The 14,402-nt window shown below is 35.6% G+C and carries 12 protein-coding genes, 1 tRNA gene and 1 pseudogene; 3 read left to right on the top strand and 11 right to left on the bottom strand.

Annotation, left to right across the window (positions count from 1 at the left end; translation table 11 throughout):
- Positions 1-5: 5 nt before the first annotated feature.
- The 7 genes from BV60_RS0108760 to pssD are packed head-to-tail and all read right to left on the bottom strand — an operon-like array spanning position 6 to position 6,014.
- The gene (locus BV60_RS0108760) at positions 6-938 is read right to left on the bottom strand and encodes a glycosyltransferase (protein ID WP_029320998.1); all 933 of its coding nucleotides are present in this window, start codon (positions 936-938) and stop codon (positions 6-8) included.
- Complete coding sequence (locus BV60_RS0108755; RefSeq protein ID WP_029320997.1) at positions 935-1,933, bottom strand: glycosyltransferase family 2 protein; 999 nt, start codon at positions 1,931-1,933, stop codon at positions 935-937. The genes BV60_RS0108760 and BV60_RS0108755 overlap by 4 nt, the downstream gene beginning before the upstream one ends.
- Entirely contained in the window at positions 1,842-3,317 is a 1,476-nt protein-coding gene (locus tag BV60_RS21845) for a polysaccharide biosynthesis tyrosine autokinase (protein ID WP_051656608.1), read from the bottom strand. The genes BV60_RS0108755 and BV60_RS21845 overlap by 92 nt, the downstream gene beginning before the upstream one ends.
- 30 nt (positions 3,318-3,347) lie before the next feature.
- The gene (locus BV60_RS0108745; RefSeq protein WP_029320993.1) at positions 3,348-3,617 is read right to left on the bottom strand and encodes a PqqD family peptide modification chaperone; all 270 of its coding nucleotides are present in this window, start codon (positions 3,615-3,617) and stop codon (positions 3,348-3,350) included.
- Positions 3,618-3,621: 4 nt separating this feature from the next.
- Positions 3,622-5,025, bottom strand: coding sequence for a sugar transferase (locus tag BV60_RS0108740; RefSeq protein WP_029320992.1), 1,404 nt, complete (start codon positions 5,023-5,025; stop codon positions 3,622-3,624).
- Positions 5,026-5,037: 12 nt separating this feature from the next.
- A complete protein-coding gene (gene pssE / locus BV60_RS0108735) occupies positions 5,038-5,520 on the bottom strand; it encodes a PssE/Cps14G family polysaccharide biosynthesis glycosyltransferase (protein WP_029320989.1) in 483 nt (160 codons plus the stop codon).
- A gap of 26 nt (positions 5,521-5,546) precedes the next feature.
- Positions 5,547-6,014: a PssD/Cps14F family polysaccharide biosynthesis glycosyltransferase gene (pssD, locus tag BV60_RS0108730; protein ID WP_029320987.1), complete on the bottom strand. Its 468-nt coding sequence runs from the start codon at positions 6,012-6,014 to the stop codon at positions 5,547-5,549.
- Between the two features lie 397 nt (positions 6,015-6,411).
- Between pssD and BV60_RS0108725 the strand changes: the two genes are divergently transcribed.
- Positions 6,412-7,602: an IS630 family transposase gene (locus tag BV60_RS0108725; RefSeq protein WP_029320985.1), complete on the top strand. Its 1,191-nt coding sequence runs from the start codon at positions 6,412-6,414 to the stop codon at positions 7,600-7,602.
- A gap of 498 nt (positions 7,603-8,100) precedes the next feature.
- Here BV60_RS0108725 and BV60_RS0108720 read toward each other — a convergent pair.
- Positions 8,101-8,174, bottom strand: a tRNA-Met gene (locus BV60_RS0108720).
- A gap of 191 nt (positions 8,175-8,365) precedes the next feature.
- On the opposite strand from BV60_RS0108720, the gene BV60_RS21840 reads away from it, so the two are divergent.
- Both BV60_RS21840 and BV60_RS0108710 read left to right on the top strand, forming a co-directional pair.
- Positions 8,366-9,502, top strand: coding sequence for a GGDEF domain-containing protein (locus BV60_RS21840; protein ID WP_051656606.1), 1,137 nt, complete (start codon positions 8,366-8,368; stop codon positions 9,500-9,502).
- A gap of 122 nt (positions 9,503-9,624) precedes the next feature.
- On the top strand, positions 9,625-10,662 hold the full coding sequence (locus BV60_RS0108710; protein ID WP_029320981.1) for a M42 family metallopeptidase: 1,038 nt from the start codon (positions 9,625-9,627) through the stop codon (positions 10,660-10,662).
- Positions 10,663-10,813: 151 nt separating this feature from the next.
- Here the strand turns inward: BV60_RS0108710 and BV60_RS0108705 are convergent, their stop codons facing one another.
- The 3 genes and pseudogenes from BV60_RS0108705 to BV60_RS0108695 all read right to left on the bottom strand — a co-directional run bounded on the left by BV60_RS0108705 (position 10,814) and on the right by BV60_RS0108695 (position 14,334).
- On the bottom strand, positions 10,814-11,665 hold the full coding sequence (locus tag BV60_RS0108705) for a Uma2 family endonuclease (protein ID WP_029320979.1): 852 nt from the start codon (positions 11,663-11,665) through the stop codon (positions 10,814-10,816).
- Positions 11,666-11,988: 323 nt separating this feature from the next.
- Positions 11,989-12,443 (bottom strand): annotated as a pseudogene (gene tnpA / locus BV60_RS21020) (IS200/IS605 family transposase).
- A gap of 193 nt (positions 12,444-12,636) precedes the next feature.
- Complete coding sequence (locus BV60_RS0108695) at positions 12,637-14,334, bottom strand: hypothetical protein (RefSeq protein ID WP_029320977.1); 1,698 nt, start codon at positions 14,332-14,334, stop codon at positions 12,637-12,639.
- Positions 14,335-14,402 lie beyond the last annotated feature (68 nt).

Raw genomic sequence — 14,402 nt, 5'->3', positions numbered from 1 at the left:
AATCCTTACTTAATTGCCATTACAAGTTCTACGGGTATAGATCTCTTTTTGTGATAACAGTCTGTGTACCCTAATAAAGCTAAAACATTATGCACTTTCCTATTTTTTATAAGTTCAATTCTCAAGTTGGTAGCAAAAATATGTTTTTTTAAGAGCTTTACTTTATAGCTTTCATTTTCAAATTTATCCATTACAAATCTAAGTGTTTGCTCATGACTTTTCTTTAATTCAGTTAAATACTTTAATCTTTGCTCTCTTTTATGTTCTTTATGGAGAGTCACATTATCAGAATGAAGTCTTCTCCTAAGCGTAATTGTATGCAAAAAATAAAGCCCTTCCATAGAGAGAGCCAATTTCCATACATATTCATCATGTGCCCAACCCTCATACCAATATTTATCTATCTTATCAAGAAAACTTCTTTTCATAGCCATGGTACAACCCTGACAACCAATAAAAAGATTCTCGGAATTAAATTCAAGTTTCTCAATGCTGCCATCATTTCTGAATTTTGCAAGTTCCCACCGTGGAACATCCGGTGCATCTTCAGAACATTTAAATGGTTCAAACTCAGATCCTATCATCAATGCTTCAGGAGTTCTTTCCAATGCACTAATCATTTTCTCAACCCGGTCATAGAACCATATATCATCCTGATCACAGAAAAAAACATAATCACCTTTAGTTTCTCTTAGTGCTCCAATAAAGTTGGAAGCATATCCAAGATTTTTATCATTAACCTTGAAATCTATAGTTTTCTCCAGCTTGTTTTCAACAATAAACTGCTCTATTATCTTAGCTGTTCCATCCGATGAAATATCATCCCGGATAATAATTTCATCAACCGGAAGACTCTGATTTATAATTGACCTAAGTTGATCTAGTATATACTTTTCACCGTTGTAAGTAGCCATTGCTACAGAAATTCTTGGTTTCATCCCACCATAACCTTTGATAATATCTTTGCGTATATTCCACAATCAAATCTATTTACTGATTTAATATATGCACCAATCTTTCCATTAAAATATTTATTTTCCCTATAATCAGGAAACGACTTCTCTACAAAGTTAAATGTCTTACCATACAATTCATGTCGCAAAAAAGTATTACTAACTCTACCAATCCTGCTTAAGTTGCTGCAAAATGCAATCTTTACACAGAAATACTCAAGTTCATCCTTATACATTTCAAATAAGTTCTTTTTCTTATAAAACTGTATAACATCCTCAAAAACGTTAAAAATATCTCCCACTTTTGAATTAGTATTAGATGTCATTGTTGAATTTTGTCTTACACTGTAATAAACGAGCTTCTCATCAAGATACGCATGTTTTTGTATAAAAGGAATCAATTTAATATAAAAAGATGTATCTTCATATATCATCTTCTCCGGAAAAAGGACTTCCCCATTTACCAAAACTTCTTTCTTATACAGCTTATTCCAGGGTGAAACCTGCGGATCTATAAAAAGTTCTTTGACGTCCTTATGGGATGATATCTTGCCTCTTGTACCTATTTCTTTATAAACCGGTTCACCATCTGCATCTATATCACCGGTTTCCAGCATGCTATGGTAGTGGCATTCAACAAGATCTGCATTTTCTTTTTTAGCCAGTTTTAACATTTTTTCGAACATCGATTTGTCAACATAATCATCAGAATCTGCAAAGCCAATATATTCACCGCTTGCCATTTCTATTCCGAGATTCCTTGCAGAAGCCTGACCACCATTTTCTTTTGAATAGATTTTTATTAGTTTTGGATACTTTTCTTTATACTCTTCAAGAATCTCCAATGACCTATCAGTTGATCCGTCATTAACTGCTATTATCTCAAATTCATTCTTTGGCAGTGTTTGATTTGTCAGTGCTTCCAGACTTCTTCTTAAATATTTTTCTGTGTTGTACACCGGCATTACTACGCTTACCATAATCCCCACCATTTACATAATCTCTATGATTATAATCTTCAGAATTAACTGAAATTCCGTTATAAACAAAACCGCAAACATCAGCATCTACTGCTTCGAGTTTTCGTATGATCAGTTCTTCTCTTTCAAATCTGGTTGCCTGTTCTCTGATTACTACAACAAATGAAGTTGCAACATTTACAACCTCAAGGCCGTCTGATACTACGCCAATCGACGGTGTATCAATAATTATTACTTCATATAATGATTTAGCTTCATTTACAAGTTCCTTCCAATTATCTCGAATCAAAAGTTCTGTTGGATTTGGCGGATATACTCCTGTTGTAAGAACATCAAGATTCTCAATAACATCTTTGTTGATATTTAGTTCTTTTAGTCCAGCCAAACATTCACTTAATCCGCTATCAGCCTGAATATTTAATGCATTTGCAATATTACCATTACGTAAATCCGCATCAATAAGTAGTGTCTTTTTGCCCATCATTGCAAATGCTTTTGCAATATTAATACTTGTAGTAGTTTTACCTTCATCATAATCCGCCCCGGTAATAGCATAGACAGGACATTTTTCTCCTTTTCCAAGAAATAACAAATTAGCTCGTAGGTCATTATAAGCCTCCTTTAGTACAAAAGGGCTATCCTGTCGCAATATTACATCAGGCTCATCCGCCTCATTCCTATCCTCTATTTCAGGTACTACCCCGATAATTGGAATGTTAAACATATCCTGAACTTCATATAACCTTCGATAACGTGTATCTAAAAAACCTTGTATAATAAAAAACATCAACGCAAGAAATCCACCTGCAAATACTCCAATAGCAATAAAAATCAGTAATCTTGTAGATTGATAAGGTTGTGTTGGAAGTGTAGCTTCATCAAGTATCTCTATACCACCTGACTTGACTATACTGATTATCTTTTGTGGGGCAAGCTTTCCGATAGTATTCGCAATCAACATTGCGTTATATGGGTTTGTATCAACCACATATACTTTAAATACCGCAGTTCCACCTACCGAAGCAGACGATATCTCATCCCTTAATACTTCTTCATCGTAAAGCATAGGATCAAGTTCAGCTTCTTCTAATACACTTTTTAAAAAGCTGTCACTCATTAATATCTGCATATAACTATTTAGCAAAGTACTTGCAGATATAATATCTGCCGAAGAAAGGTTTATACCGTTATCTGTAATATAATCAGGACTTGAATACACATACATAGATATTTGTGCCTTATATGTTTCCTTCCTAATAATAAATCCCACGGAACCTGAAATAACCCCGCATATAAGACCTATAAGTATCATATACTTCAGTTTTGTTTTCAATATCCAGAAAACTTTTTCCAAATGAAAATTCTGAATTATAATTTTAAACACCGATTTTCCTCCACCATGAGCTTCATGCTATTAAATAAACTCATATTCTTTAAGTTTCTCCAAAAACTCAAACACTGACTTCTCACATTCCTCTTCCGAAACCTCAAATTCATTCAAAAGATTCTGAATAATCTCATCAACCGTAATCTCATCCTGAATCATATCCCAGATATCATTTCCGGATCCTTTTATCATGAAATACTTTCCAGAGTCGAAATCTATCATTACCTTTTCTCCGGAGATATCAGTTACTTTTAGTCTCTTTTTTAGTGAAATTTTTTCTTTTCTATCAATCCTCATAGTTTTAATATGCTCCCCTCCTGCTAATTAAAACTTTTACTGTTTTAAGAATAATCTTAAAGTCGAGCATAAGACTCCAATTGTCTATGTACTCTAGGTCAAGCTCAACAACCTTTTCAAAGCTTGTTATGTCATTTCGACCACTGACCTGCCACATGCCTGTGATACCGGGCTTGATGCTGATTCGGCGCCACTGGCTTCTTCTGTATTGCGAGACTTCATCGAGCGTCGGCGGTCTCGTACCAACTATACTCATATCCCCTTTTATAACATTAAAAAACTGTGGAAGCTCATCAATGCTTGTCCTTCTTATGAACTTACCGACTTTGGTTACTCGCGGATCGTTCTTAATACTGAACATGACCTCATCCATTTCATTTTTATCCATAAGGTCTTTCTTCAAACTTTCAGCATTCTCACACATGCTTCTGAATTTATATATAGAAAAGTTTCTTCCGTTCTGTCCCACTCTAGTCTGCCTAAACAATATTGGCCCCGGAGATTCAAGTTTTATCGCTATTGCTGTAATAAGCATGATTGGCAATGTTACAATGATTCCAAACAGACTGATCAAAACATCTGCCAGTCTTTTAATAAACTGCTCATAAGTATTAAGCGTAATTGTATGATACGTAATAAGCGGATACGTACCGACCGAACTGACATAACTGTTAGGTCTGTTCATCAGACGGCTTCCGTGTACATTCATTATCACCTTTACCGTAACGCCCATTTCAAGGCATATATCAATATAATCCTGTATGTTAGCGAGATTATCATTTTCATGAATCATGAAAAATATATTATCAATCTCATAATTACGAAGAATTTTCTCCAAATCAGACAGATTTCCGAGAACATTGAAAACCTTCTTCTCAAGCTCTCCTGATTTAAGTATGTATCCTACATTATCCAATCTGACACTTGTTTTATTAAGGTAATAATTGAATTTCTCATACTCTTCAAAAACACCGACAAATGCAGATTTCGGAGCCCTGTAATTAGATGTTGCTATCTGAAAGAACCTGCTAAAAAGCATATTTAGGCAAATAGTGACATAAGCCAGCAAAAGATAATGCAAATGGAACTTTCTGGCACCCGCTCCGGGATTATAAATATACATGAAAACAATTGTAGTGATTGATGCTAGAAGCCAAGATTTACTAAGAAGTTTCCAAAACCGATCCATGTAAAAGAATAGAGTGACGTCATATAGTCTGGCTTCTTTGTTAGCCAGGATATAGACTACCCCAAAAACTATAACAAGTGCAAAGCACTTTAAATATGTTGCTTCCCTGAGATAATCTCCAAATAAAGCTTTTTCAAAAACATAGACCAAATACACTAAAGCAATGTCTACGATCATCTGGGCAACATTTGTGTTCGCCCCCCTGTTACTACGATTCATTTCCCCTCAACCTTAGTCAAACATTTCCATAAAGTGCAAGATTTTCTCCTCCACATTCTCTCCCTTAACCTCGTAGGGCTGAAAATTAAATAACCTTGCCTTTTCAATATAATCTGCAAGCTCTTCAATATCGTGACAGTAAAGCACAGAACCTTTTTCTGAAAAAGCCTCTGCAATCTGAGTCTGATGGTCATCAACATGCTCGCCGAATTTGGCAAGTCTTGGAACCACAACTACAGGTTTATCGGCTTTTATACCTGTAATAATCGTGCCCACTCCCGCATGTGTAATAAGCAGGCTGCACTTTCTGATATTATCCGCATATTCTTCAGAATCCATATAACCAATATGCTTACAATATTTAGGTTTATATGTAGATGATCCGGACTGTATTAAGAATTCTTCCTTTATTACTCCGCTACCTGCCAGATCATCTACTGCCTTGATCAATCTGTTCATTTGAAATTTCTGAGTTCCCAGTGTTACAAAGATCAAGTTATATGCCTCCTTGATACGAACCATCAGAACATTTCACCACCAAGCATGGATTTGGGATAGTTTTCAAGCATATCTTCCCACTGTACCATAAAAAGGTCTGCCATATTGTAGACAAGCCTTCCAGTTAATGAAGGATTATTGACTCTTGCAAAGGACTCAATATAGATGACCTTAAATCCCAATAATTTTCCAACAACGCAAAACGGATATGCTATAAGCGCTCCTGTCGTTATTACAAACTCAGGCTTTTCCTTTGCCAGTATATGAATTGCTCTCATGAACAGCCAAATAAACTTAGGAAAAAACAAAACCTGTTTTCTGTCCATCTTAGGTACATAGTACTTCTTATCACAGAAATCCTTGATTTCAAATCCGCTTTTCTCCGTTATAAGAAAGCTATCATACTTTTTCTCAATCCCCTTCAGTTTGGATATCTCCTCAAGATGCCCACCTGATGATGCAACAAATGCTACTTTGTTCGTACCTTTCATTCAGTTTTCCCCCATAAGATATTGTATAAATTTCTTTTTACTCTCTTTATAGAAAGTTTATAATTCTAACAATATTGTAATAAATATACACCTTTACCAATGTAAAAATCTATTACACTAAATAAAAATAATACTTTTTGTCCTTTTTGCACAATCAGGCAATCATTAAACTAGTGTATTTACACAAAAGTTACAAAAAACATCGATATAACAAAACAAAGCCGGAAACGCTGATATTACAAAGGTTTTCCGACTTTGTTGTTGTCCAACAAATAACTACATTTAATTGTGTAAATCCCAAAACACTTCTAAATACTAGTATAAATGTTTTTAAATAACTCGACTGTATTAATGCCCCATGATATAATCTTTATATAGCTATTTGGAGGTTAATATCATGGGTAGAAAAGCAGAAGCAATAACACTTACAGCAGAGGAACGAGAATACTTAGAACTGCAAACACGTTCCAGAACCATTCAGGCGCAAACCGTTGGAAGAGCCCGAATTCTATTGCTTCGTGCTGACGCAACACCAATTGATGTAATAGCAGATAAAGTAGGCATCAATAGATGCAGCGTTTTATTATGCTTGAAAAAATTCAAAGAAGGTGGTGTTGAAAATGCCCTCTTCGATGCTCCTGGCCGCGGCAGGAATGCAGAGATTACAGATGATGAAAAAGCATGGATCATCAATCTTGCATGCCAAAAGCCTGTTGATTTAGGCTATGCAGCCGAGGTATGGACCAGAGCGCTGCTGACCAAGCACATCAACAAATATGCTGAGCAGGCTGGACATTTAAGGCTATCTACAATCAGCCAATCCAAGGTTCGTACAATACTTGAAGAAGCAGATATTAAGCCTAATAAGATCACATATTACTGCGAGAATCGTGATCCTGATTTTGAAAGTAAGATGCATAATGTACTTCTTGTATATAAGCAGCTTTCACTGCAGTTCGACGAGGATGGTAAACTAAAGCCATTTTCTGAGGATGGACAAGTTGTACATGTGCTTTCATATGATGAAAAGCCAGGTATTCAGGCCATTGCTACTACTTCTGATGATCTTGCACCAGATGATAAGCACAAAACAATCAGCAGAGACTACGAGTATAAAAGGCTTGGCACAGTTTCTTTGCTTGCAGGAATAGACCTGCAAACTGGCGAAGCAATCCCGTTAGTAAGGGAATCCCATAACAGCAAGGATTACATCGAGTTCCTAAAGCAGTTGGATATGAAGTACCCAAAAGGAGATAAGATTCGGTTGGTACTTGATAATCTGAAGGTTCACTCTTCCGAGGAAACAAGAAAATATCTTGCTACTGTCCCTGGAAGATTTGAATTTGTATTCACTCCCAAACATGGTTCTTGGCTCAATCTTGTAGAGGGATTCTTCAGTAAGCTTACTCGCCAAGCTTTAAAAGGAATACGAGTAAAAACCAAAGAAGAACTTGTAGCGCGAATCTATAAATATTTTGATGAGATCAACGAAAACCCTGTTGTTTATCATTGGAAATATAAGCTTGAAGAGATTGATCCCAGTGAAGAGGTTATAGTTGACACTTTGCTAGTTAAACAGTCGAGTTAATTAATAACGGTTATACTAGCTTATACTTTATTCAATTTTATCAAATTGTTTTCCGAATGAATATTGGCAATTCTATCAAAATTGAAATATTATTTTTTATAAATTTGTCTTTTGTGTAATAAATATTCATACCAGAGCTCAGAATGTCCCTTAGGGCACTGCATCCTGACTTTTAGTATTATATTTATCCGTGTCCAACAAATGTCCAACAAATTCCAACAAAATTGTTAGAATTTTAAAAATGCGCTTTTTCGCGGTATCTATGTGTTCGAATCCGTCTTTCGATATAAAAAAAAGAACTTAGAAAATTTCTAAGTTCTATTCTTTAGTAGCGAGAGGGGGATTCGATCTACGCTCCGCTTCGGTCCGCGCTAAGCGGCGGTCCCCCGGACCGCCAGCGCCCTCTCCACCGCGGGGACCCGCAATCTCTATGAGTCCTAATCCGCTTTCCGATATAAAAAAATAGAACTTAGAAAAATCTAAGTTCTATTTTTTTAGTAGCGAGAGGGGGATTCGAACCCTCGACACCGCGGGTATGAACCGCGTGCTCTAGCCAACTGAGCTATCTCGCCATCTCTATTTATTTGTTATCGTCTCTCGCCGACGACTTGATTAGTATATCTCGACAATGAATTTATGTCAACAACTTTTTAAAAATTTTTTTTAATAATTTTTTATCTTTATTTGTTGACTTGTTAATTATGTGATTTTAACATTAATTTGTACAATAAATAAATGTTTAATCGTAAGGAATTATATAATTATGATAAATATCGTTTCAGTTTTGTCCTCAAATATAGTAGGCTTTCTGCTAATGACTGTACTACTCTTTAGCAGAGGCTGGCGTATACAGACCAAGAATTCCGAAAGTCACATTATTCTGGTCATGATCCTGGCAGATATATGTGGCTGCTTTGTAGACCCTATAGCATTTTACTCAGATGGCAAGCCGGGGAAACTCTACTATTTTCTTGTGCTCTTTTCAAACACAATTCTCTTTGCCCTGAACGTCATACTCGGTCCTGCCTATATTACGCTAATCGTACGCCATATACATGAAAAGCTTTCTCAAAAACAGTTATTGATAATAAAGGCTCTTTGTAGCTGTGAGGTTATAATTCTTATTATAAACATCTTCAAACCGATTGTTTTTTATGTAGATGAAACAAGTACTTACCACAGACTATCCTTATATTGGTTCTTTATTTTAGTTGAGCTGTTTTTCCTGCTTTATGGACTTTATGTTTACCTTGTTGCGAAAAGGAAAGGCCATTTTCTCAGGTTTTTCCCTGCCTGGCAGTTTCTCGTTCCAATATTTACAGGAATGACTATTCAATCAATATTTTATGGGACATCTCTTATATGGCCCTGTGTCGGTGTGGCAATCTGCTGTATTACCGTATCACTTCAAAATGAAAGCATCTATTGTGATAAATTGACGGGCGCATTTAATCGTTATTACTTATCAGAGGTCTACGATTCAATCCGTAGAAGCGGAGGAAAATTCGGCGCTCTGATGCTTGATATGAATGGTTTCAAACAGATAAATGATGATTTTTCCCATGCCGAAGGCGATAATGCTTTGATTGCAATTGCTGAAATAATCAATAATGTAGTTGGAAATAAGGGTGTCATCATACGTTTTGCAGGTGATGAATTTATCATCATACTTGATTCACCCTCTTCACAATTTGTTGATTTAATAAAGGATCAGATCACACATGCGATTAGTGACTACAATCAATCTTCCGTTATGCCTTTTGAACTCTCTGCTTCTATCGGAGGCACAACATTTGATTTAAAAACGGACACTGAAGACACCTTTATCAGAAAAATTGATCAGTTAATGTATGAAGATAAGTCAAAGTACTACGCTGAACACAATCGCAGACGATCATGAAATCGCCTTGCCATTATTCGTCATTTTCATTATGATTATTATCAGGCCAAAATGTCATGCATGTAATCGCAAGGCTTTTGGCCTTATTTAATAAAATGCTTATAAAAGCGAGGTAAACAATAATGAGCTACGAACTTAATGAAAAAAGATTTCTTGATGAGCTTGAAAAAGAATTGTCAATCGATTCAGTCACAGGACAATATCATGAACTTCAGGATTATCTTGTAAAAGAAATTGAAGGTCTTGGATTTAAAACCACTACCCTTCGTAAAGGTGGCATTATAGCTGATATAGGTGGCGAAGGCAATCCTCTTCTGATAACAGCACACGGCGACACAATCGGCATGATGGTTCGTCATATAAATGAAGACGGCACAATTAAGGTCTGCAACGTAGGCGGTCTTTACGCTTTTCATACAGAACGTGAAAATGTTCGTATCCACACTCGTTCCGGAAAAGTTATAACCGGATGTGTTCAAAGAAGGAATGCTTCTGTCCATGTAACTGAGGACGAGCTCCGCAAGGAAGTTGCAAGCTTTGATACAAATTCATTTGTAGTTCTTGACGAGGACGTTAAGAACGCTGATGATGTCAGAAAGCTTGGAATTGAAATCGGTGACTATATTGCCATTGAACCCAGATTTACTTATGCCAATGGCTTTATCAAATCCCATTATATTGATGATAAAGCTCTGGTTGCAGTTCTTATGGAGCTTCTTCACGATATTAAAGATGGAAAAATCGAATTAAACCGCAAGGTGTATATATACATCTCTTTTTATGAAGAAATCGGCCACGGTGGAGCAAATGTTCCGGAAGACGTTGAGGATTATCTTGCTTTGGATATTGCCTGCATCGGACCCGAACAGACAAGTTCAGAGCGCAAGGTTTCAGTATTCTGCAAGGACAGCCGCTTCCCTTATAACATTGATATGACTAGAGAACTTGAAGAAGCAGGCAAAAAAGCAGGTGCTGATTATGTTCCCGATATCTTTACTCCCCACTATGGAACCGATGCGGATCCCGCACTTGTTGCAGGCTTTGATATCAGACATGCTGCCATCGGCCCCGGCACCAGAGCCAGTCATGGCTATGAAAGAACTCATATCGATGGTTTAAAAAATACATATAAACTTATGGCTAAATATGTTGCAATGTAAGCACACACGCTATTGCACCTTTCCATTTTCAGAGTGGGAAGGTGTATTTTTTTGTATTCAGAAATATCCAGCATCAACATAATTTTAAAACATAGACTATCATTATTATAGATAAAGAAATTGGTCCGATTATTTAATCAATAATTACTGATTATTCAGGGCACACCTTATTCAAATATTTGTCTATCTCAGCAAAGTTGATTTCAAGTTTTCCCTCATATATACCCATTGGTACTTTATCTGAAAATCCATAAATTGTTACTTCATCATTATCTGATATATTGTCAAACAAATAAACAAGTATAGTCTTTTGCAACGGATCAACAATCCAATACTCTTTTACTCCGGCATCCTTATATTTTTTTGATTTTATATATCTGTCCTTTCTGCCTGTTGAAGAAGACAAAACTTCCACGACAAGGTCTGGCTGTCCAAATATTCTCATTCGATTTCTTTTCGTAGGATCACAGACTATAAAAAAATCAGGTTGCAATATCGTCTTATCATCTTTGTCAAGTTGAACATCTGTCGGTGCAAGGTACGGAATACAATCGCCTTTATTCTCATCAATATATTTTCTTACAGCATAATATATCTCTGATGCTATGAGCTGATGCTCAGCACTCGGCGCACTCATCAGATAAAAACGTCCATCAATCAATTCCACCCTTATATCATCCGGGAGGAGCATATAATCTTCTATTGTATATTCCCCCTGTTTTTTTTCATTAAAATACTCCAGATTAATAGGTTCTTTTCCGTTGTAAAATGCAAAAGATTTTTCCAGATAATTATCATTTACATTTGCTTTTCTTCTATACACGTCATCTGAATTGTCTTTTAATACAGCTTCAAGTTTCCTCAATGTATCAAATCGTGGGCTTTTAGTTTCTCCATTAAAAATCTTTTGTACTGTACCAAGCGGAACACCTGAAAACTCAGCCAATTGCTTGAAGGAATATCCCAGCTCCTTCTTTCTTTTTTTCATGTCTTCTAAATTCATAAGAATGCTCCTTTTCTATAATGTATTCCAAATATGATTATATACCTCGTTTTACCGCAAATCAACCGTATCACAACCGCGTATCAACCGTTTGTAATCCTAATTCAATCGTTCAATCGTAGCAATTAACGAATCGTAGCAATTTCTGATATATCAATAAATATATTATCCTATAAAATCAGCACCACCCGTCCAACGGGTGGTTTGCTCGCCCCTATAAGGGGCTGTTACCGGACAGCGCCTAAAGACGCTGGCTTTCACTTTGTTCAAGCCCTAACGCCTTTGACTCGTCGCAGCCCTTGAAAGGGCGCTTGTAATACCGGCTACCCCTTGAAGGGGTCCTCATACTCTTTCACACTCAGTTTATCCATTGCTATATCATGTTTCTCTTGATCCTGAATGTACTTCTTTATTGTTGCCTCATTGAGGCCTACTGTACTACATAGTATCCTTCAGCCCAGAAATGTCTATTTCCAAACTTATACTTTAGATTTGCGTGCTGATCAAAAATCATCAATGCACTCTTTCCTTTTAGATATCCCATAAACTGCGATACTCTAAGCTTTGGAGGAATACTGACCAACATATGTACCTGGTCTGGCATTAAATGTCCTTCTATAATCTCTACTCCTTTGTATGCGCATAATTGCTTCAATATATCTCTTATACTCGCCTTATATTGATTATAGATTATTTTTCTCCTATACTTAGGTGTGAACACAATGTGGTACTTACACATCCATTTTGTGTGTGCTAAACTATATGACTTGTTTGCCATTAAAATCACCTTTCCTTTCGTTATAATTTAGGCTTGAACAACCACATTATAACGGAAAGGTGATTTTTTTGTATAACAAACACCGCGCACCCGCATAGCGGGTGGTTGATATTTCGCACGCTTTGCGCGCTCAACTGGGTCACGACCCATAATAAAAAGCCATCACTTTCGTGATAGCTCTTTTCTTAACATATTATTCAGATTGATTTTTACGAACAAATTGCCATACAGGATTTTGATCAATCTCTCCTACTTGAACAACATCTATATCCTCTCCATAAAATTTATGCATATACCGCAAAATAAACTGACAGTCATTTGATACATAATATGTATGATTACGCTCCAATAAAGCCTTCATGGGATTATCTATACCTGCATCTGACAAATTATTAATAAAATACTTCTGCCCATAAGCCCAAGTAGAAGTATCTACATTATGATTTAAAAATTCTTCTGATGGCAGCACTCCCAATCCCATATAATAAAATGCAATTTGATCACCCCACTCTTCCCAAATATAAAAATCATCACCTATACAGGTCTTCAAATGACGTTCATCAATTTGATTTGTTCTCGCTGTTAATGCATTATTTCTAACATCATCTTTGTTAATATTAAAGCAACTAATTATGATACCAAAAAGAGTTAGCCCTAAAAACATAGTACAAAAGACATAATAGAGTCCTTCATTATTTTTTTCATTGTTAATCTTTGATATTTGCAAAACAAGAATGAAAAGGATTGCATAAATTACCGAATACCAAACACGTAAAAAGGCTCTTCCAAGAATTGTAAAGAATAATATTATTACAAATCCTCCCAATACAGCAAATATACTTTCTATTTTTCTTACCAATGGCAGTTCGCCAAACAATATCTTAAAAAACAATATAGCGACCAGTGCACATACAACCCACACAACTTTAGATTGATAATAAACAAACTTAAACATAATGGTAATAGCAGTAAAAATACCAAATATATTTATCGGATATCTTGTAGTCGCAGCAACATCAGCCATTTTCGTTAGAGTATCTGGATTAAGACGGTCAGTATCTACCATAAACCATCCCAAAGCTGCTTCATAATCTAATTCGTCAATTCCTTCTAATTCTTTTTCAATGTCTTTCCATTCGTATACCGGAAAATCCTGAAGTACTTGTATTGCTTTATCATGTCTTAAACCATCTACATGTTCCGCAGAGTTCTCCACATAATTCTGACTAATAATCAAGGCAATAAATATTGCCACAAATATACTGAACTTTACCCAAAAGTTTTTTGTAGTTTCAGTGATTTCTCTATTCTCATATATATATGCTAATAATTCCAAAATTATAAACGGAATAAAAATCAGCGCTGATTGAATACGCCACATTGTTCCAAAAACAATAAAAGCCCCCGCTATAATACTATATATACAACTTTTGGTCTTACGATCACGTCCCAAAAATAATGTCAGCCATCCTGTAAATACAAATGATGCTGCTTGTACAGTAAAGTTCATACTATACATTCTTAAAACTATAGTTCCAAAAAGCACAAAACTTCCGCAAACCATCTTATGTATTTTATCTTTTTCAGATGTCATTGATAGATATAATAACCATGCAGTTTGTATCCATATAAGAATATGCGTAAGAAATAAATAAGCATCAGCAGTAGGAAAAAACATTGATATTACTTTTATCATTACGCATAAAATTGGATGTAAATACAAACAAAAATTTTCACTATCATATAAACAATTAGTTACTAATGATATTGTATAATTATCAACATCCTCATACAAAGGGTTTAGCATCAAAGCCATAACCCAGCTTAAACTTGCTAATATAATAGGTGCAATAATAGTTAATTTTTTTCCCCCCACTCTTGATAATTCCATACCTTATTCCTCTTATTTATTACATCATATGTATCATTAAAATACAAAAATTGTTTTTTATCAAAACG

Origin of the sequence: Butyrivibrio sp. AE3004, from assembly GCF_000703165.1 — a bacterium.
GTDB lineage: Bacteria > Bacillota > Clostridia > Lachnospirales > Lachnospiraceae > Butyrivibrio.
Note: the sequence above shows the minus strand (reverse complement) of the source record. Positions and strands in the feature narration are given on the sequence as shown.

Bases quoted from the DNA above. Each gene is read 5' to 3' on its own strand.
- BV60_RS0108760 (WP_029320998.1), bottom strand. From the start codon at position 938: ATGAAACCAAGAATTTCTGTAGCAATGGCTACTTACAACGGTGAAAAG.
- BV60_RS0108755 (WP_029320997.1), bottom strand. From the start codon at position 1,933: ATGGTAAGCGTAGTAATGCCGGTGTACAACACAGAAAAATATTTAAGA.
- BV60_RS0108745 (WP_029320993.1), bottom strand. From the start codon at position 3,617: ATGAGGATTGATAGAAAAGAAAAAATTTCACTAAAAAAGAGACTAAAA.
- BV60_RS0108740 (WP_029320992.1), bottom strand. From the start codon at position 5,025: ATGAATCGTAGTAACAGGGGGGCGAACACAAATGTTGCCCAGATGATC.
- pssD (WP_029320987.1), bottom strand. From the start codon at position 6,014: ATGAAAGGTACGAACAAAGTAGCATTTGTTGCATCATCAGGTGGGCAT.
- BV60_RS0108725 (WP_029320985.1), top strand. From the start codon at position 6,412: ATGGGTAGAAAAGCAGAAGCAATAACACTTACAGCAGAGGAACGAGAA.
- BV60_RS21840 (WP_051656606.1), top strand. From the start codon at position 8,366: ATGATAAATATCGTTTCAGTTTTGTCCTCAAATATAGTAGGCTTTCTG.
- BV60_RS0108710 (WP_029320981.1), top strand. From the start codon at position 9,625: ATGAGCTACGAACTTAATGAAAAAAGATTTCTTGATGAGCTTGAAAAA.
- BV60_RS0108705 (WP_029320979.1), bottom strand. From the start codon at position 11,665: ATGAATTTAGAAGACATGAAAAAAAGAAAGAAGGAGCTGGGATATTCC.
- BV60_RS0108695 (WP_029320977.1), bottom strand. From the start codon at position 14,334: ATGGAATTATCAAGAGTGGGGGGAAAAAAATTAACTATTATTGCACCT.